This window comes from Agrococcus beijingensis (assembly GCF_030758955.1).
GTDB lineage: Bacteria > Actinomycetota > Actinomycetes > Actinomycetales > Microbacteriaceae > Agrococcus > Agrococcus beijingensis.
Genome location: NZ_CP132360.1, coordinates 1024787 through 1042823, shown reverse-complemented (window position 1 = coordinate 1042823; position 18037 = coordinate 1024787). Strand labels below are relative to the sequence as shown.

Sequence of the window (18037 nt, the reverse complement as noted above, 5' to 3'; positions counted from 1 at the left end):
CTCCTTCAGCTGCGCATGGCGGGCTGGATCTGGCGGAACAGCCCCCCGACAGCGATCTCGATCTGGTGGAGGACGGTGCCGAAGAAGGCGTCCTCCGAGTAGTAGGGGTCGGGCACGTCGAGCGCCGTGGCGTCGGGGTCGAACGAGAGCAGCAGCCGGATCTTCGAATGCTGCTCGTCGTTGCGAGCGAGCGAGCGCAGGGCCCGCTCCTGACCCCGGTCGAAGGCGATGACGAGGTCGAAGCGGTCGAGCCACTTCGCCTTGAACTGCTTGGCGCGGTGCGAGACCGCGTCGTAGCCGGCCTGCTCGAGCGTCTGCAGCGTGCGCGGGTCGGCGGTCTCGCCCACGTGGTACTCGCTGATGCCGGCGCTCGCGACGAGCAGCCGGTCGGCGACGCCCGCCCGCTCGGCGAGGTGCTCGAACACGGTCGCGGCCATCGGCGAGCGGCAGATGTTGCCGGTGCACACGAAGCAGACGCGGAAGCGCGTCGCGTCGGCGAACTCCCGCTCGATGGTCACGGCCCCATTCTGGCGGATGCGGGCGGCCCGCAGGCGCTCGGGCGTGCGACTCTCCACAGCTCGCCTGTCGCGCGCACTCGTGCCCGGCCCTCGCGTGGCACCGTGCGGTCGAGGGGGTGCCGATGATGACGATGGCTGGGGCGGCCGGGATGACCGGTGTGACGGGTGCTGCGACGGCGACGGCGACGGCGGCGATGCAGGAGGAGCTGCGGCGCAGGGCCCGGGCCGCGCGCTCGGCCGTGCGGCGCGCGAGCTATGCGCTCGACGACGCCACCGCGCTCGTGCGGCTCGAGGGGCTCGACGGCTGGCTGGGGCCGGCGCGCGATGCGTACGACGCCCGCGTCGAGGCGCTGCGCGGTCGCCTGCTGCGCGAGCAGCACGAGCTGCGCGTGCTCGAGCACTCGCTCACGGGGCTCCTGTGAGCGCGGCGGCGGCGTTCGACGGAGCGGGCGGCGGCGGCCCGTTCGGCGCGGCGGGAGCGTTCGGCGGGTCGGCCGGCGGTGGCGGTTCGTTCGGCGGGGCGGCTGGCACGTTCGGGGGGCCGGCGGGCGGTGGCGGCTCGTTCGGCACGGCCGGTGGCGCCTTCGGATGGGTGCCGCAGCCGACGGCGAAGGCGTCGGCGCCGGTCGCGTGGGACGACTCCGTCACCGGCATCGCCTGCAGCCGGCTGCGCGACGCGCGATGGCGCGCGAACGACGCCGTGGTCGCGCTGGCATCGGCGCCCGAGCTGCGCATGGGTGCCGTGCCCGGGGTGGCGGGCGGCGTGCTCGCCTCGCTCGCCGACGAGCTGGCGCTCCGCGAGACCGAGGCGCGGGCGCTGCGCGGCGAGATCGACCGCCTGCACGACGACACCGAGCTCGTGGGTCGCGCCTACGAGCTGGCGTCGGATGCGGTGCTGCAGCTCGTCGAGGGACTGGTCGACGGCATCGCGTACGGCGTCGGCGTGGGAGCCCGGGCGCTGGCGATCGCCGCGCTCGGCGCGATCGCACCGTCGACGCCGCTGCTGCTGGCCGTCGGCGTCAGCGCGGCCCTCACCGTGGGCCTCGTGATCGTGCCGCTCGCCGCACGGATCGCGCTCGCGCATCCGCAGCAGGCCGCGCAGGTCATGGCGCTCGCGCACGGGGCCGGCATCGCGCTCGAGCCGCTGCTCGAGCGAGCGGCGGCGTTCTGGGAGCGCACCTCCGAGACGCTGCTGGCGAACCCCGCCTTCGTCGCAGCGCTCGCGCTCGCGGTCGAGTCGAGCGATGAGGCGCTCGCGGGGCTGCTGGGCATCCCGAAGGAGGCGGTGGTGCTGCTGGAGACCGAGGGCGGCCGCGACGCGGTGCTCGCGGCGCTCGCCGGCGGCGCGGTGCTCGGCCGGGCGGCGGGGCTCGCGCCGCCACCCGTGCAGGTGCACTCGATGCGGCGGATGCCGCCGCCGGAGCATGCCGTGAGCGAACCCGCTGAGGCGATGCGGGTCATCGGCGACGGGGACGCCGACGTGACGATCACCACGTTCGAGATGCCCGACGGCACCAGGCGGCATCAGGTGTTCGTCGACGGCACCCAGAGCCCCCTCCCGGATCCGGGCGTCGGCCTCGACGGCTGGGCGAACGTCGAGAACGCCGCGAGCGACGCCGCGCTGCTGGGATCGGACGCGGCGGTCGCCGAGGCGATGGTCGCCGCCGGCATCGAGCCCGACGAGCCCGTCGACCTCTTCGGCTACTCGCAAGGGGCAGCGGCGATCGCGAACGTGGCGGCGTCGGGACGGTTCGACGTCGAGACGGCACTGCTGGTCGGCGGGCCGGTCGCCTCGGTCGAGCTGCCGAGCCACATCGCGGTGCTGAGCGTCGCGCACGAGGGCGACCCGACGGCGGCCCTCGACGGGATCGCCGACGGCGACGGGCCGACGACGCTGCTGCTCGAGAGCGCGGGCGGCCACGGCACCGGCCTCGCCGCGCGCCACTCGCGGCCGGAGTACATCGAGTCGCTCGACGTGCGCGAGGGGCAGCACTCGGGCATCGACCGGCACCGCGACCACCTGCGTGCGGTCACCGCAGGCGCGGTGCCCGTGTCGACCACGGTGGTCGAGCTGCGACGTGGCTGAATCGCGGTCTCGCTACGCCGCCTGCCGCGGCTGCTCGACCTTGGGCCTTGCGCACGCAACGCCGCTGCGCGGCAGTGCGCGCTGCAGCATCAACGCTCCCGCGGGCGCTCCTTGCCGAACACCGGGCGGGTGACGATCGTGATCAGCCAGGTGAGGAAGGCGATGCAGACCGCCGCGAGCATGCCCCACCAGAAGGTCTCGACACGGATGCCGTACCCGACCGCCTCGGAGATCCAGTGCACGATCATCAGCAGGAACGCGTTGACGAACAGCGCGACGATGCCGATCGTCAGGATGTAGAGCGGGAACGCGACGATGCGGATCAGGTTGCCGATGGTGGCGTTCACGAGCGCGAACACGAGGGCGACGGCCAGGGTCGTGAGGGCGACCTCCCACCACTGCGTGCCGAACGACCGGATCTCGATGCCGGGCACGAAGAGCGTGACGAGCCAGATCGCGAGAGCGGTGAAGATCACTCGAAGCAGGAAGCGCATGGCCGGATTCTCGCACCTCCATGCCTCTCCGACGCCGAGACTCGCAATAGCCTGAGGCGGTGACCGCGCGACTTCGACCTGAGATTGCAGCTGTTCCTCCCTACCAGCAGGGGCGCCCCGCGCCCGAGGGCGGGTTCAAGCTCTCGAGCAACGAGAACCCCTTCCCGCCGCTGCCTGCCGTCGTCGAGGCGGTGCGGCGCGAGGCGCTGCGCGTCAACCGCTACCCGCGGCCGGGCGCTCCCGACCTGCGCGCCGCGCTCGCGGAGGAGCTGGGCGTCGGCGTCGAGCGCATCCTGATCGGCGACGGCTCCGCCTCGCTGCTGCAGCAGCTGATCCACGCGGTCGCGGGCCCGGGCGACGAGGTCGTCTATGCCTGGCGCTCGTTCGACGCCTACCCGCTGTTCGTCCGCACCGGCGGTGCGACGCCCGTCGAGGTGCCCGTCGACGCCGACCACGCGCACGACCTCGACGCGATGGCCGCGGCCATCACCGAGCGCACGCGCGCCGTGATCGTCTGCAGCCCCAACAACCCCACCGGCACGATCGTCGGCAAGGCCGAGCTGGATGCCTTCCTGGCGCGGGTCCCCGCAGATGTGCTGGTCATGCTCGACGAGGCATACATCGAGTTCGTGCGCGAGCCCACGGCCGACGGCATCGCCCTCCAGCGCCAGCACGACAACCTCGTCGTGCTGCGCACCTTCTCGAAGGCGCATGGGCTCGCGGGCCTCCGCGTCGGCTACGCGGTCGGCGACCCGGGGGTTCTGCGAGGCGCAGACCTCACCGGCGTGCCCCTCTCGCAGACGGCGCTCGCCTCCTCGGCCGCGATCGCCGCGCTCGAGCACGTCGGCGAGACGTTCGCGCGCATCGAGGTGCTGGCCGACCGCCGCGACGCGCTGTGGCAGCGGCTCGTCGACGCCGGCGTGCGCACCCCGAAGCCGCACGGCAACTTCTTCTGGATCCCCTCGAAGCCCGGCCAGGAGGACGCCATCCACGACATCCTCTTCGCCAACCGCATCGTCGCGAAGGTGTTCGCCGACGGCACCCGCATCTCCGTCGGCGAGGCCGAGGCCGACGACCACATCCTCGCCGCGGCGCGGGCGATCCAGGCGCTGCAGTGAGCGCGACCGAGGTGACGGGCGCGCTCGGCGCGACCGAGCCCATCCGCCTGCTCGATGCGGCCGGCGCGCTCGTGGAGTCCGACGCGAACGCCGAGTGGCACGAGCTCGCCCGCGAGCTCTCGACCGCCGACCGGCTGGCGATGCACGGCGAGATGGTGCGCACGCGCCGCTTCGACATCGAGGCCGGGCACCTGCAGCGGCAGGGCAAGCTGGGCCTGTGGGTGCCGTCGATCGGCCAGGAGGGCGCGCAGGTCGGCGCCGCCTGGGCCGCGCGCGAGCAGGACACGCTCTTCCCCAGCTACCGCGAGCACCTCATCGCCCTGCACCGCGGCGTGACGATGAACCAGATCATCGACGTGTTCCGCGGCGCGGTGCACGGCGGCTGGAACCCGCTCGAGACGCAGGGCATGCGCATCTACTCGCTCGTCATCGCCACCCACGCGCTGCACTCGACCGGCTACGCGATGGGCATCGGCTTCGACGGCAGGTGCGGCACAGGCGATTCCGAGACCGACGAGGCCGTGATGGCCTTCTACGGCGACGGCGCGGCCAGTCAGGGCGACGCCAGCGAGGGCCTCGTCTTCGCCGCGAGCTACGCGGCGCCGATCGTCTTCTTCGTGCAGAACAACAAGTGGGCGATCTCGGTGCCCTCGACGCGCCAGAGCCGCTTCCCGCTGCACGAGCGCGCCCGCGGGTTCGGGCTCGACGCCGCATGGGTCGACGGCAACGACCCGCTCGCGTCGTTCGCGGTGACCCGGCGGATGCTCGACGCGGCCCGGCAGGGCACGCCCGGCTACATCGAGGCCGACACCTACCGGATGGGCGCGCACACCACGAGCGACGACCCCACCCGCTACCGCCCGCGCGAGGAGGAGGAGGCGTGGCAGCGCCGCGACCCGATCGCCCGGCTCGCCGCCCACTTGCGCGCGCAGGGCGTCGACGACGCCGCGTTCGCCGAGCAGGAGCAGCAGGCAGCCGACCTCGCCGCCGACATGCGGCGGCAGACGCTCGCTGCCGGCACGGCCATCAGCGACGACATCTTCGACCACGTCTACAGCGACCCGCACCCGCTGATGGTCGACCAGAAGCGGGCGCTGGCGGCGTTCGAGGCGGCGTTCGGAGGCGACGCATGAGCAGCGAGACCGTGATCGAGCCCGGCGCGGCCGAGCCGAACGCGACCGGCGCGGCCGGCGCGCGCACCGCATCCATCACCATGCCCATCGCGAAGGCGCTCAACTCGGCGCTCCGCGAGGCCATGCGCGCCGACGACAAGGTGCTGCTGATGGGCGAGGACATCGGCCCGCTCGGCGGCGTCTTCCGCATCACCGACGGGCTGCAGGCCGAGTTCGGCGACCGCCGCGTGCTCGACACCCCGCTCGCCGAGTCGGGCATCATCGGCACCGCCATCGGTCTCGCGATGCGCGGCTACCGGCCGGTGATCGAGATCCAGTTCGACGGCTTCGTCTACCCCGGCTTCGACCAGATCGTCTCGCAGCTCGCGAAGATGACCGCCCGCCACCGCGGCGCCGTGCGCATGCCCGTCGTGATCCGCATCCCCTACGGCGGCCACATCGGCGCCGTCGAGCACCACCAGGAGAGCCCCGAGGCCTACTTCGCCCACACCGCGGGCCTGCGCGTGGTGAGCCCCTCGACCGCCAACGACGCGCACTGGATGCTGCGGCAGGCGATCGAGAGCGACGATCCCGTCATCTTCCTCGAGCCGAAGTCGAAGTACTGGTCGAAGGGCGAGGTGCGGCCCGCGCCGACCGCCGGCCTGCACGATGCGGTCGTCGCGCGGCCGGGCACCGACGTGACGCTCATCGGGCACGGCGCCATGGTGCACGTGCTGCTGCAGGCCGCCCAGATCGCCGAGTCGGAGGGCACGAGCTGCGAGGTCGTCGACCTGCGCTCGCTCTCGCCGATCGACTGGGCGCCGCTGGTCGAGTCTGCTCGACGCACCGGCCGCGTGGTCGTCGCGCAGGAGGCCCCCGGCCACGTGTCGGTCGGCAGCGAGGTCGCCGCGACGATCGCCGAGCGCGCCTTCTACTCGCTCGAGGCGCCGGTGCTGCGGGTGTCGGGGTTCGACGCCCCGTTCCCGCCCGCGCAGCTCGAGGACATCTACCTGCCCGACGCCGACCGCGTGCTCGACGCGGTCGATCGCGCGCTGGCCTACTGACACGCACGAGGCGAGGAGCACCGATGCAGGAGTTCAACCTTCCCGATCCGGGCGAGGGCCTGACCGAGGCCGAGATCGTCACCTGGCGCGTGAAGCCCGGCGACACGGTGGCCGTCAACGACGTGCTGCTCGAGGTCGAGACGGCCAAGTCGCTCGTCGAGCTGCCGAGCCCGTTCGACGGCACCGTCGAGGAGCTGCTGGTCGAGGAGGGGCAGACCGTCGAGGTCGGCACCCCGATCATCCGCGTCTCCGGCGGTGGGGCGGATGCGGTCGAGACCACCCGTGACACGGCCGGCACCGTCGACAAGGAGGAGGACGGCGGCGCGGTCCTCGTCGGCTACGGCGTCCGCGGGGGAGCGGAGACCCGACGTCGGAAGCCGCACACGGTGCGCTCCGTGCCGGCCCCGGACGGACCGGTGCGGCCCGCCTCGGTGCCCGCCGCATCCGCCGGCCCGGTGATCGCGAAGCCCCCGACCCGCAAGCTCGCGAAGGATCTGGGGGTCGACCTCGTCTCGCTCGCCGGCACCGGCCTCGCCGGCGAGGTGACGCGCGACGACGTCGTGCAGGCGGCGCAGCAGGCCAGCGTGTTCCGCAACCTGGCCACGCCCGAGTGGGCGGGCGGCCGCGAGGAGCGGATCCCGGTCAAGGGCGTGCGCAAGGTGATCGCGCAGGGGATGGTCGAGTCGGCCTTCACCGCGCCGCACGTGTCGGTGTTCACCGACGTCGACGCGACCCGCACGATGGAGTTCGTGAAGCGGCTGAAGGCCTCGGCGGACTTCGCCGACGTGAAGGTCTCGCCGCTGCTGATCATGGCGAAGGCGATCCTCTGGGCCATCCGGCGCTCCCCGCAGATCAACTCGACGTTCACGGGCGACGAGCTCGTCGTGCACCACTACGTCAACCTCGGCATCGCCGCCGCGACGCCGCGCGGGCTGCTGGTGCCCAACATCAAGGACGCGCAGGACATGACGCTGCTCGAGCTCGCGCGGGCGCTGCAGCAGCTGACGACGACGGCGCGCGAGGGCAGGACGCAGCCGGCCGAGATGCAGCACGGCACCTTCACGATCACGAACATCGGCGTGTTCGGCATGGACACCGGCACGCCGATCCTGAACCCGGGCGAGACGGGCATCATCGCGCTCGGCACGATCCGGCAGAAGCCGTGGGTCGTCGACGGCGAGGTGCGGCCGCGCTGGGTGACGACCGTGGGCGGCTCGTTCGACCACCGCGCGATCGACGGCGACGTGATCAGCCGGTTCGTGGCCGACGTGGCGTCGATCCTGGAGGAGCCGGCGCTGCTGCTCGACTAATCGAAGATCGGCCCCGCGACCGGCCGCCACCACTCGTCGGCCGGCCCCACGGGCATCCGCCGCTTGTGCTCGGTGCGGTGGTAGTGGCTGACGATCTCCTGCGCGACCTCGGGGGCCACCTCGCGGCCCTCGAGGAACGCGTCGATCTCCTCGTAGGAGAGCCCCAGCTCGACCTCGTCGGCCTGGCCCGGCTTGCCGTCGAGCAGGTCGGCGGTCGGCTCCTTCTGCCACAGCCGGTCGGGCGCCTCGAGCTGGCGCAGCAGCTGCTTGCCCTGGCCCTTCGTCAGCCCCGACAGCGGCAGCACGTCGGCGCCGCCGTCGCCGTACTTCGTGTAGAAGCCGGTCACCGCCTCTGCGGCGTGGTCGGTGCCCAGCACGAGCAGCCCGAGCTGGCCGGCGATCGCGTACTGCACGACCATGCGCGCCCGTGCCTTCACGTTGCCCTTGTGGTAGTCGACGACCTCGCCGATGGCGGCCTCGACCTCGCGCTCCAGCTCGTCGACGCCGGGCTTCACGTCGACGACGGTCTCGCGGTCCGCGCGGATGAAGTCGAGCGCGAGCTGCGCATCCGCCTCGTCGTGCTGCACGCCGTAGGGCAGCCGCACCGCCACGAACTGCGCCTCGGCGCCGGCGGCGCGGCGGCGCTCGACGGCGAGCTGCGCCATGCGGCCGGCGAGCGTGGAGTCCTGGCCGCCCGAGATGCCCAGCGCGAACCCCTTCGCGCCCGTGGCCTCGAGGTAGTCGACCAGGAAGGCGACGCGGCGCTCGAGCTCCGCGGGCGGGTCGATGGTGGGGTGCACGCCGAGCGCGGTGATGATCTGCAGCTGGGCCGTGCCCAGGGGGGTTCGCTCCATGGAGCGAGCCTACGGCGTCGATCGCCCGCCGCACACGAAATTGACAATCGTTCTCATCTAGCCGTAGCGTCGTTCCGTGCGGCACGGCGTCGCGCTCGGACAAGGAACGCATGCGAACCCTCACGACCGTCGGCGCGATCGGCGCGCTGGCGCTGGTGCTGAGCGGATGCGCTGCGGCAGCCCCCGGGGCGGGCTCGGCCGACGACCGGCTCGAGATCGTCGCCACGACCTCCCAGCTGGCCGACATCACCCGCGAGCTCGTCGGCGATCAGGCCGAGGTCACGAGCCTGCTGCGCGCCGGCGCCTCGGCCCATGCGTTCGACCCCGGCCCCTCGGCGCTCGCGGCGCTCGCGGCCGCCGACCTGCTGATCGTCAACGGTGCGGGCCTCGAGACCTGGCTCGACAGCACCGTCGAGGCCTCCGGCTTCGCGGGCACGCTCGTCGACACCTCGCTCGGGCTCGACCTGCTGGCCGCTGACGACGACCCGCACGAGGGGCACGACCACGCCGCCGATGCGCACGCCGACGAGGCTGCCGACGAGTCAGCCGACGAGGCTGCGCCGGCCGACGGCCACACCGGCCACGATCACGGCGACGTCGACCCCCACGTGTGGAACGACCCGGCGAACGCGATCGCGCAGGCGGAGGCGATCCGCGACGCCGTGACCGCCGCCGATCCCGCGATCGACCTCGACGCATCCGCCGACGCCTACCTCGAGCGGCTCGTCGAGCTCGAGGCGTGGATGCGCGCGTCGATCGAGCAGGTGCCGGTCGAGGAGCGCCTGATCGTCACCACGCACGACACCTTCGGCTACCTCGAGCGGGCGTTCGACGTGCAGGTCGTCGGCACGGTGCTGCCGAGCCTCGACGACGCGGCGGGCGCGAGCGCGGCGCACATCGACGAGCTGGTCGCCGAGATCGCCGAGACCGGCACCCGGGTGGTGTTCAGCGAGACCGCGATCGACCCGCAGCTGGCCGCCACGATCGCCCGCGAGGCCGGCGTCGAGCTGCGGCAGGGCGAGCAGGCGCTCGCGGCCGATGCGCTCGGGCTCGAGGGCAGCCCGACCGGCACCTACCTGGGCGCGATGGTGCACAACACCACCGCCATCGTGACCGCCTGGGGCGCCGAGCCGCTGCCGGTGCCGGGATCGCTGACATGAGCGCAGCCGTGGTCGAGATCGCCGATGCCGCCTTCGGCTACGGCGGCGCCCCGGTGCTCTCGGGCGTCTCGTTCGAGGTGGCCGCCGGCGAGGCGGTCGCGCTGATCGGGCCGAACGGCGCCGGCAAGTCGACGCTGCTCGCCGGGCTCCTCGGGCTCGCCGACCACGACGCGAGGGTCTTCCGCGTGCCGAGCGGCCGCGGCGAGATCGGCACGCTGCCGCAGTCGAGCGAGATCGACCCGCAGTTCCCCGTCACGCTCGAGCAGGTCGTCGCGATGGGCCGCACCCCGCGGCTCGGCCTGCGCTGGCCGGGCGGCCGTGACCGGCAGGTGGTCGCCGGGGCGCTCGAGACCGTCGGCCTCACCGCGCTGCGCGGCACCCGCTTCGGCGACCTCTCCGGCGGCCAGCGCCAGCGCGGGCTGCTCGCCAGGGCGCTCGCCAGCGAGCCTCGCCTGCTGCTGCTCGACGAGCCCTTCAACGGCCTCGACCGCGGCTCGCGCGACGCGCTGCTCGAGACGATCCGGCAGCTCAAGGCGCGCGGCGTCGCCCTCATCATCACCACGCACGACCTCGAGCTCGCCCGCGCCGTGTGCGACCGCACCCTGCTGGTGAACCGCGAGCAGATCGCCTTCGACCTCACCGAGTGCGTGCTGACGCTCGAGCGCGTCGAGGAGGCCTTCGCGAGCCACGTGATGGAGATCGACGGCCACACCCTCGCCACCACCGAGCATCACGAGGCCGAGCACACCGAGCACCACCACCACCTGCTGCAGGACGACGACGCGGCAAGCACCGACCGCGGATGAGCGTCATGCTCCCGACGCTGCTCGACCCCTTCACGCCGTTCGCGGTGCCGTTCATGGGCCGGCCGCTGCTGCTGCTCATCGCGCTCGCCGTCGCTGCCGGCACGGTCGGCGTGCTCGTGCACCTGCGCCGCCTCGAGTTCGCCACCGACGGGCTGACCCACGCGGTCTTCCCCGGGCTCGCGATCGGCGCGGCGCTCGGCGGCGCTGCGGGGCTCATGCCCGGCGCGCTCGGCGCCGCCCTCGTGGCCGCAGTGGTGCTGTCGCTCATCGCCCGCCGGGGCCAGCCGCGCGACACCGCGGTGGCGATCGTGCTCACCACCTTCTTCTCGCTCGGCGTCGTGCTCGTCTCCGGCTCGCGGGGCTCGGGCGGCAGCCTCACCGACTTCTTCTTCGGCCGGCTGCTCACCATCACCTGGGACGACCTGTGGCTGTCGGTGGCGCTCATCGCGCTCGCCGTCGCGCTGATCGTCGCCACCGCCCGCGGCCAGCTCTTCGCCGCCTTCGACCCGGCCGGCGCCCGCCGTGCGGGGCTGAACGTGGTGCTGCTCGAGACGATCGGCACCGTCGCCGTCGCGCTCGTCGTGGTCGCCGCATCCGCCTCGGTCGGCACCCTGCTGGCGCTCGCCGTGGTCATCGTGCCCACCGCCGCCGCGCGTGCCCTGACGCGGTCGCTGCCCGCCGCGGTCGCCATCTCGATCCTCTTCGGCGCGGTCACCGGGTGGCTCGGCCTGTGGGTGGTCGTGCAGCTGGCGGTGCTGGGGGCGGATGCGGCCCCGGGCGCCACCGTGGCCCTCACGATGATCGCGGGGTACCTGGTGGCGCTCGGCGTCGGCGCGCTGCGCGGTCGGGGCGCGCGCCGGCGGGGCCGTGCGGTGGACGGAAGCGGTGCGGGCGAGCAGCGTCGTGCGGGCGAGCAGCGTCAGGCGGACGAGCAGGCGGTGACCGGCTGATGGGCGCGCAGTTGGGCTTCTTCGAGCTCGCCATGGTCGAGGTCGTGCTCGCGGGCGGGCTGGCCGGCCTGGTCGGCGTGCTGGTGGTGCTGCGCGAGCGCGCCTTCTTCACCATGTCGCTCACGCACGCCACCTTCCCGGGCGCGGTCGCCGCCGCGATGCTGGGCGTCTCGGTGCCGCTCGGCGCCGCGGTCGCGGCGGTCGCGCTCGTCGCGGTGGCCGTCGGCATCGGGCGCATCCGCTCCCAGGGGCCGGCAGTCGCATCCGGTGTCATGCTGACCGCCGGCTTCGCGCTCGGCGCGATGCTGCAGTCGCTCACGCCGCTGCCGATCGACGTGGAGTCGTTCCTGGTCGGGCAGGTGCTGGCGGTGACCGAGGCCGACCTCGCGCTGACGGGCGCCATGCTCGTGCTCGCGGCGGGCGTGTGGGCGGTCGCCGGCCGCCACCTGGTCTTCTCGAGCGTCGACGAGCCGGGCTACCGACGGGCGGGCCTGCGGCCGTGGGTGCCGGAGGCCGTGTCGCTCGCCCTCATGGCGGCGACCGTCGTCGCGATCATGCCCGTCGTCGGCGCCATCCTGGGCGTCGCGCTGATCGTCGCGCCCGCCGCCGCCGCCCGACTGCTCGTGCGCGACTTCCGCTGGATGCTGCTGCTCGCCCCCGCCATCGGCATCCTCTCGGGAGTCGCGGGGCTGCTCGCGTCGCGGTGGCTCGACGCGGCCGCCGGCGGCGCGATCGCGCTGGTCGCGGCGGCCTGCTACGGGCTCGCCTGGCTGGCGGCGGGCCTGCGCCGCGCACCGGCGCGTGCCACCATCGAGGCGAGGACACCGTGAGCGACGACCGACCGAGCCAGCACCGACCGAGCCAGCACCGACCGAGCGATGCCGCCGTCGTCGAGACCGGCCCCCGCCGCACGACCCGGCAGCGCGAGGCGGTGCGCACCGCGCTCGACGCGAGCGACGAGTTCGTCTCGGCGCAGTCGCTGCACCAGTCGTTGCGCGCCGGCGGCTCGACCATCGGCCTGGCGACGGTCTACCGGGCGCTCGCGGCGCTCGCGGCGGACGGCGAGGCGGATGCGCTGCAGTCCGGCGGCGAGGTGCTCTACCGCGCCTGCACCAAGACCCACCACCACCACCTGATCTGCCGCTCGTGCGGCCGCACCGTCGAGCTCGAGGCCGCGGCCGTGGAGCAGTGGGCGGGAAGGGTCGCGGCCGCGCACGGCTTCGTCGAGCCGGAGCACGTGGTCGACATCTTCGGCGTCTGCGCCGAGTGCGCCGCAGCGCGCTGACGGCCTCGGCGCTCGTCTCTGCACGGTGCTCGTCTCTGCACGGTGCTCGTCTCTCCACGGCGCTCGTCTTTCCACAGGGGGAAGTTCTCCCCATCGCGGCGCCCGGCGTCCTTCGCCAGACTGGCGGCACCAGCACGAGGAGACCAGCAGTGACCGCACAGCCCAGCGCCTTCGGGGCGCGCGAGCCCGTCGACATCCGCACCGCGGCAGCAGCCCGCCGCCAGACGCAGGGACTGCTGCAACAGATCCGGCAGCGCGAGCAGCAGCAGTCGCAGGGCCCGTCGCCCGAGCGGCCGCACGGGCCGTCGCAAGAGCAGCCGCATGCCTCGGTGCCCACCGTGCAGGCATCGACGCCGCAGCCCGGGCCCGCCCCGCGGGTGCCGGTCAACCCGCTCGCAGGCCGCACCAGCTCGCCGCAGGCCTGGCCGGAGCGACCCGGGGGCCCGACCGGGCCCCGACGCATCCTCGGCATCCAGCCGGTGCTGTTCGTCGGCATCTGCCTGCTCGCGATCGTCACGATCATCACGGTCGTGCTCATCTTCATCGGCGACTTCGAGAGCCAGGCGTCGCGCGTGGTCTGGACGGTCGTCGTCTTCCTGGCGTTCACCGGGCTCCTCGCCGTCGACCTCGTGCTGGCACGGCGCTCGGCGACGCCGCTGGTGATCGGCGTCGCCGCCAACATCTACCTGCTGGCCGTGCTGATGATCTCGATCTGGATGCGCGGCAGCGGAGCCGCCGACGACGATCCCTTCGCGAACGACTGGATCTTCGGCGAGCTGCTGGGCATCGTGCTGCTGACCGTGCTGGTCGTCCGGGCCGCCGCGGCCGCAGCCTGGGGATTGATCGAGCTGGGCGACCGCGGCCGCGCCGCGATGGCGCGCACGATCGGCCTGATCGCGTCCGCGCTGGTCGGCATCGTCGGCGTGCTGCTGACGCTGCACTTCGCGATCGACGCGTTCGGCCTCGAGGTGAGCGAGTGGTACTGGCGCTCCACCGTCGCCGCGATCGTCGTGACGGCGCTGGCATCGTCGGTGACCGTGCTCCTCTACTGGAACCGCCGCAACATCGACTGGCAGGAGGCCGAGGCTCGGGGTGAGCACGTGCGCCCCGCCGGCAGCTCGGCAGCGCGCATCGCGGCGCCGGGCTCGCCGAGCGGGTGGCCCGCGTGGCCCGCGGCAGGCCAGGCGCAGCAGGCGCCGGCACCGGCCCCGGCCCCGGCCCCGGTCCAAGCACAGGCGCCGGCACCAGCCCCCTCCGCGATGCAGGCGCCGTGGCAGCAGCCGCAGCCGCCGCAGCCCGACGCCCAGGGCCTGCTGCCGTGGCCGACCCATCCCGACGGCACGCCGTACCCGATGGGGCCCGACGGCCAGCCGGTCTTCCCGCGCTGAGCCTGCGAGCCGAGCCGTCCCGCCCTGGGCGCCACGACGCATCCGCTCGTTCCGCGACGTTCCGGGGCCGACCCGCGCACGACTCGGTCTTGCCTCGGCGGCGTCCGATCGCGTACGCTTGATCCTTGGTGCGGCCTCGGCCGCGCAGCACACGCCCCCTCCACGTCCCGCAAGGGTCGGTCCGGGTGCGTGCAGGCAAGTGATCTTGGGTGGGCGTCAAGCCCACGGTAACCACAACTGGAGGCATCATGGCAGCCGTATGCCAGGTGACCGGAGCCGTTCCTGGCTTCGGGCACGCGATCTCGCACTCGCACCGTCGCACGAAGCGCCGCTTCGACCCGAACGTGCAGCGCAAGACCTACTTCGTCCCCTCGATGAAGCGCAACATCACCCTCAACGTGTCGGCCAAGGGCATGAAGGTCATCGATGCCCGTGGCATCGAGGCCGTCGTCCGTGACATGCAGGCTCGGGGGGTGAAGCTCTGATGGCGAAGAAGTCGCAGGACGTCCGTCCGATCATCAAGCTGCGCTCGACCGCAGGCACCGGCTACACGTACGTGACGAAGAAGAACCGTCGCAACAACCCCGACCGACTTGTGCTGAAGAAGTACGACCCCATCGTGCGTCAGCACGTCGAGTTCCGAGAGGAGCGATAAATGGCCAAGAAGAGCATGATCGCCAAGAACGAGCAGCGGAAGGTCATCGTCGCGCGCTACGCCGAGAAGCGTCTCGCGCTGAAGAAGGCCCTCATCGACCCGAAGAGCACCGACGAGGAGCGCGAGGCCGCGCGCCTCGGCCTGCAGAAGCTGCCCCGCAACGCTTCGCCCGTGCGCGTGCGCAAGCGCGACGCCATCGACGGCCGCCCCCGCGGCCACGTGGGTGCGTACGGCATCTCGCGTGTGCGCTTCCGCGACATGGCGCACCGTGGCGAGCTGCCCGGCGTGACCAAGTCGAGCTGGTAAGCACCTGATCCGCACGAAGGCCCCGACCGCAAGGTCGGGGCCTTCGTCGTCCCGGGCCGATGCCAGTGGCCGATGCCAGTGGCCGATGCCAGTGGCCACGAGAAGCGGACGGATCCGGCATCCGTCGCGGAACGAGGATGGATCGTCCGCGTTCCGCGACTGCTCCTCGGCTCGTGACGTGCCAGGGTGACCGGGGGAGCGCCGCCGGCAGCACCGCCCGCACCGCCGACCCAGCCGCTGGCCTGACGCGGCCTACACCCGCCGGATCGCCGCCGACGCGGGCGTGACCTGCAGCCAGCGCCAGCCGTAGGGGTCGAGCCGCACCTCGAGCCGCCCGTCGATGGTGATCGGGGTCGCGTCGACGTCGAAGCGGTCGACCAGCGTCACCGGCCCGTCGTCCGAGGCCACCTCGAGCTTCACCGTCTCGTGACCGTCGCCCATGTTGTGCAGCGCCAGCATCGTCCAGTCGTCGTCGCGGCAGACGTGGCCGAGCACCGCCTGCTGCCGCAGCGACAGCACCTCGAGCTTCGCCCAGGCGAGCGACGGCTCGTCGCGGTACCGCTCGGTGAGCCGCTGGATGTGGTGCCAGAGCGATCCGTCGTCCCGCCGCTGATCGGCGACGTTCACGCGATCGGGGGCGAAGTCGCCCGTCGGCAGCGGCCGGGGGAAGCGCGACGGAGGGGCCGTCGAGAACCCGCCCCCCGCATCCGGCGCCCACTGCATCGGCGTGCGCACCGCATAGCGGCCGGGCACGTCGAGCTGCTCGCCCATGCCGATCTCCTCGCCGTAGAACAGCACCGGGCAGCCGGGCAGCGAGAACATCAGCGTGTAGACGAGCCGCACGGCGCGGTCGTCGCCGAGCATCGTGGGCAGGCGGCGCCGGATGCCCCGGCCGTACAGCCGCATGCCCTCGTCGGGCGCGAACGCCTCGAACACCTCCTCGAGCTCGTCGGGCGCAAGCTTGTCGAGCGTCAGCTCGTCGTGGTTGCGCACGAAGTTCGCCCACTGGCTCGCCTCGGGCAGCTCGGGCCGGTCGCGCAGCGCCTTCGCCAGCGGGCGGGCGTCCTTGCGGGCGAGCGACAGGAACAGCTGCTGCATCGAGACGAAGTCGAACTGCACGTGCAGCCCCGACGCCTCGCCCTCGGCCTCGAACCAGTGCAGCTGCTGCTCGTGCGGCAGGTTCACCTCGCCCAGCAGCATGGCCTCGCCGTTGCGGCGGGCGACGAAGCGCTGGATCGCCCGCAGGTGATCCGCGCCCCGATAGTCGGGGGCGGCGCCGGTGGTCTCGGTGCCGTGGTGCGCGGCGCTGCTGAACATGAAGGGCACCGCGTCGACCCGGAACCCCGAGACGCCGAGCTCGAGCCAGAGGCCGAGGTTGCGCTCGATCTGCTCCTGCACGGGCGGATGCGCGATGTTCAGATCGGGCTGGTGGGCGCGGAAGTGGTGCAGGTACCACTGGCCCGTGCGGGGATCCTCGGTCCAGGTGGAGTCCTCCTCGCCGGGGAAGACGGGCGCGTCCTGCTTCGCCGGGGGCGCATCGCGCCAGACGTACCAGTCGCGGTGCGGCGAGGTCTTCGAGCGGCGGGAGGAGCGGAACCAGGGGTGGTCGGCGGAGGTGTGGTTCATGACGAAGTCGATGATCACGCGCATGCCGTTCGCGCGGGCCACCCGCACCACCTCGACGAGGTCGCCGAGCGTGCCCAGCCGCGGGTCGACGCCGAAGAAGTCGGTGATGTCGTAGCCGTCGTCGCGATCGGCGGTGGGGTAGAAGGGCATCAGCCACAGGCAGGTGACGCCGAGGTCGGCGAGGTCGTGGATGCGCGACACGAGCCCCTGCAGATCGCCCGTGCCGTCGCCGTCGGAGTCCTGGAAGACCTGCACGTCGAGGCAGTAGAGCACCGTGTTGCGCCACCAGCGGTCGGCCGCCTCGATCGGGCGCGGGCTCACGTCGCGCTCCGCTCGGCGCTCAGCTGCGGCAGCACGTGCTCGCCGAACGCGTCGATGAAGGGCGTCTGCTCCTGCCCGACATGGTGCAGGTAGAGCTCGTCGAGGCCGGCGTCGACGAGCGACCCGATGCGGTCGGCGTGCCGGCCGAGGTCGCTCGAGATGTGCACGGCCCGTGCCAGCTCGTCGACGCTCGCGCCCTCGGTGCGCCGCTCGAAGTCCTCGGGCTGCTCGATGTCCCAGACCTCGGGCGCCGGCACGAGGTTGCTCTGCCACTGGTCGTGCGCGATCGCGAGGGCTTCGGCTTCGCTGGGTGCCCACGCGAGGTGCAGCTGCCCGCACACGGGCCCGCGGCCGCCCGCGTCGCGGTAGGCGGCGACGATGTCGCGCAGCGCCCTGGGCTCGCTCGCGACGGTGATGAGGCCGTCGGCCCAGGCGGCGTGCCGCGCCGCCGACGCGGCGGTGACGGCCGCGGCGAGCAGCGGCGGCGCCTCGGCCGGCAGCGACCACACGCGCGCGCGATGCACCGAGACGAGCCCGTCGTGCGTGACCTCCTCGCCCGCGAGCAGCCGGCGCATCACGTCGGCGGTCTCGACGAGCCGCTGCTCGCGCTCGGGCTTCGCGGGCCAGCCGTCGCCCGTGACGTGCTCGTTCATCGCCTCGCCCGAGCCGAGCGCCGCCCAGAAGCGGCCAGGGAACATCTCGCCCAGGGTCGCGACCTTCTGCGCGGCGATCACGGGGTGGTAGCGCTGGCCGGGCGCCGTGACGACGCCGAGCCGCAGCGAGGTGGTGGCGAGCGCCGCGGCCAGCCACGACCACGCGTAGCCGCTGTGCCCCTGCCTGCGGCTCCACGGGGCGAGGTGGTCGGAGCACATCGCCGCGTCGAAGCCCGCCTGCTCGGCGCGCTGCACTGCGGTCAGCAGCGCGCTCGGCGGCAGCTGCTCATGGGAGGCGTGGAAGCCGATGACGGTCATGCGCTCCACGCAA

The 18037-nt window shown here is 73.2% G+C and carries 20 protein-coding genes; 15 read left to right on the top strand and 5 right to left on the bottom strand.

Annotation, left to right across the window (positions count from 1 at the left end; genetic code table 11):
* Nucleotides 1-5 precede the first annotated feature (5 nt).
* A complete protein-coding gene (locus Q9250_RS04970) occupies nt 6-518 on the bottom strand; it encodes a low molecular weight protein-tyrosine-phosphatase (protein WP_306233485.1) in 513 nt (170 codons plus the stop codon).
* A 122-nt stretch (nt 519-640) separates the two neighbouring features.
* Here Q9250_RS04970 and Q9250_RS04965 point away from each other — a divergent pair, with 122 nt between their 5' ends.
* Both Q9250_RS04965 and Q9250_RS04960 read left to right on the top strand, forming a co-directional pair.
* A complete protein-coding gene (locus Q9250_RS04965) occupies nt 641-940 on the top strand; it encodes a hypothetical protein (RefSeq protein ID WP_306233484.1) in 300 nt (99 codons plus the stop codon).
* Nucleotides 937-2604: a hypothetical protein gene (locus Q9250_RS04960; protein ID WP_306233483.1), complete on the top strand. Its 1668-nt coding sequence runs from the start codon at nt 937-939 to the stop codon at nt 2602-2604. The genes Q9250_RS04965 and Q9250_RS04960 overlap by 4 nt, the downstream gene beginning before the upstream one ends.
* An 89-nt stretch (nt 2605-2693) precedes the next feature.
* On the opposite strand, the gene Q9250_RS04955 is transcribed toward Q9250_RS04960, so the two are convergent.
* Nucleotides 2694-3098 carry a phage holin family protein gene (locus tag Q9250_RS04955; protein ID WP_306233482.1) on the bottom strand — a complete coding sequence of 135 codons (405 nt, stop codon included), beginning with the start codon at nt 3096-3098 and terminating at the stop codon, nt 2694-2696.
* 59 nt (nt 3099-3157) lie between these two features.
* On the opposite strand from Q9250_RS04955, the gene Q9250_RS04950 reads away from it, so the two are divergent.
* The 4 genes from Q9250_RS04950 to Q9250_RS04935 all read left to right on the top strand — a co-directional run bounded on the left by Q9250_RS04950 (nt 3158) and on the right by Q9250_RS04935 (nt 7702).
* Nucleotides 3158-4216: a histidinol-phosphate transaminase gene (locus tag Q9250_RS04950; RefSeq protein ID WP_306233481.1), complete on the top strand. Its 1059-nt coding sequence runs from the start codon at nt 3158-3160 to the stop codon at nt 4214-4216.
* Nucleotides 4213-5349: a thiamine pyrophosphate-dependent enzyme gene (locus tag Q9250_RS04945; protein WP_306233480.1), complete on the top strand. Its 1137-nt coding sequence runs from the start codon at nt 4213-4215 to the stop codon at nt 5347-5349. Before Q9250_RS04950 ends, Q9250_RS04945 begins: the two co-directional genes overlap by 4 nt.
* An 80-nt stretch (nt 5350-5429) precedes the next feature.
* On the top strand, nt 5430-6392 hold the full coding sequence (locus Q9250_RS04940) for an alpha-ketoacid dehydrogenase subunit beta (protein ID WP_306233913.1): 963 nt from the start codon (nt 5430-5432) through the stop codon (nt 6390-6392).
* A gap of 23 nt (nt 6393-6415) precedes the next feature.
* Nucleotides 6416-7702, top strand: coding sequence for a dihydrolipoamide acetyltransferase family protein (locus Q9250_RS04935; RefSeq protein WP_306233479.1), 1287 nt, complete (start codon nt 6416-6418; stop codon nt 7700-7702).
* Here the strand turns inward: Q9250_RS04935 and nadE are convergent.
* Nucleotides 7699-8556 (bottom strand): ammonia-dependent NAD(+) synthetase, encoded by an 858-nt coding sequence (gene nadE, locus Q9250_RS04930; protein WP_306233478.1) that lies wholly within the window; start codon nt 8554-8556, stop codon nt 7699-7701. The genes Q9250_RS04935 and nadE overlap by 4 nt on opposite strands.
* A gap of 110 nt (nt 8557-8666) precedes the next feature.
* On the opposite strand from nadE, the gene Q9250_RS04925 reads away from it, so the two are divergent.
* The 9 genes from Q9250_RS04925 to rpsN all read left to right on the top strand — a co-directional run bounded on the left by Q9250_RS04925 (nt 8667) and on the right by rpsN (nt 15106).
* Nucleotides 8667-9716 carry a metal ABC transporter substrate-binding protein gene (locus Q9250_RS04925; protein ID WP_306233477.1) on the top strand — a complete coding sequence of 350 codons (1050 nt, stop codon included), beginning with the start codon at nt 8667-8669 and terminating at the stop codon, nt 9714-9716.
* Nucleotides 9713-10522 carry a metal ABC transporter ATP-binding protein gene (locus Q9250_RS04920; RefSeq protein ID WP_306233476.1) on the top strand — a complete coding sequence of 270 codons (810 nt, stop codon included), beginning with the start codon at nt 9713-9715 and terminating at the stop codon, nt 10520-10522. The genes Q9250_RS04925 and Q9250_RS04920 overlap by 4 nt, the downstream gene beginning before the upstream one ends.
* On the top strand, nt 10519-11472 hold the full coding sequence (locus Q9250_RS04915; RefSeq protein WP_306233475.1) for a metal ABC transporter permease: 954 nt from the start codon (nt 10519-10521) through the stop codon (nt 11470-11472). The genes Q9250_RS04920 and Q9250_RS04915 overlap by 4 nt, the downstream gene beginning before the upstream one ends.
* The gene (locus Q9250_RS04910) at nt 11472-12302 is read left to right on the top strand and encodes a metal ABC transporter permease (RefSeq protein WP_306233474.1); all 831 of its coding nucleotides are present in this window, start codon (nt 11472-11474) and stop codon (nt 12300-12302) included. The genes Q9250_RS04915 and Q9250_RS04910 overlap by 1 nt, the downstream gene beginning before the upstream one ends.
* Nucleotides 12299-12757 (top strand): Fur family transcriptional regulator, encoded by a 459-nt coding sequence (locus tag Q9250_RS04905; protein WP_306233473.1) that lies wholly within the window; start codon nt 12299-12301, stop codon nt 12755-12757. Before Q9250_RS04910 ends, Q9250_RS04905 begins: the two co-directional genes overlap by 4 nt.
* 149 nt (nt 12758-12906) lie before the next feature.
* Nucleotides 12907-14145, top strand: coding sequence for a hypothetical protein (locus tag Q9250_RS04900; RefSeq protein WP_306233472.1), 1239 nt, complete (start codon nt 12907-12909; stop codon nt 14143-14145).
* A 248-nt stretch (nt 14146-14393) separates the two neighbouring features.
* A complete protein-coding gene (gene rpmB / locus Q9250_RS04895; RefSeq protein WP_306233471.1) occupies nt 14394-14630 on the top strand; it encodes a 50S ribosomal protein L28 in 237 nt (78 codons plus the stop codon).
* Nucleotides 14630-14800, top strand: a complete 171-nt coding sequence (rpmG, locus tag Q9250_RS04890; RefSeq protein WP_123696729.1) for a 50S ribosomal protein L33 — start codon at nt 14630-14632, stop codon at nt 14798-14800. Before rpmB ends, rpmG begins: the two co-directional genes overlap by 1 nt.
* A complete protein-coding gene (gene rpsN / locus Q9250_RS04885; protein WP_306233470.1) occupies nt 14801-15106 on the top strand; it encodes a 30S ribosomal protein S14 in 306 nt (101 codons plus the stop codon).
* A gap of 252 nt (nt 15107-15358) precedes the next feature.
* Here the strand turns inward: rpsN and Q9250_RS04880 are convergent, their stop codons facing one another.
* The gene (locus Q9250_RS04880; protein ID WP_306233469.1) at nt 15359-17053 is read right to left on the bottom strand and encodes an alpha-amylase family protein; all 1695 of its coding nucleotides are present in this window, start codon (nt 17051-17053) and stop codon (nt 15359-15361) included.
* Nucleotides 17050-18024, bottom strand: a complete 975-nt coding sequence (locus tag Q9250_RS04875; protein ID WP_306233467.1) for a TIGR03885 family FMN-dependent LLM class oxidoreductase — start codon at nt 18022-18024, stop codon at nt 17050-17052. Before Q9250_RS04875 ends, Q9250_RS04880 begins: the two co-directional genes overlap by 4 nt.
* Between the last annotated feature and the right edge of the window lie 13 nt (nt 18025-18037).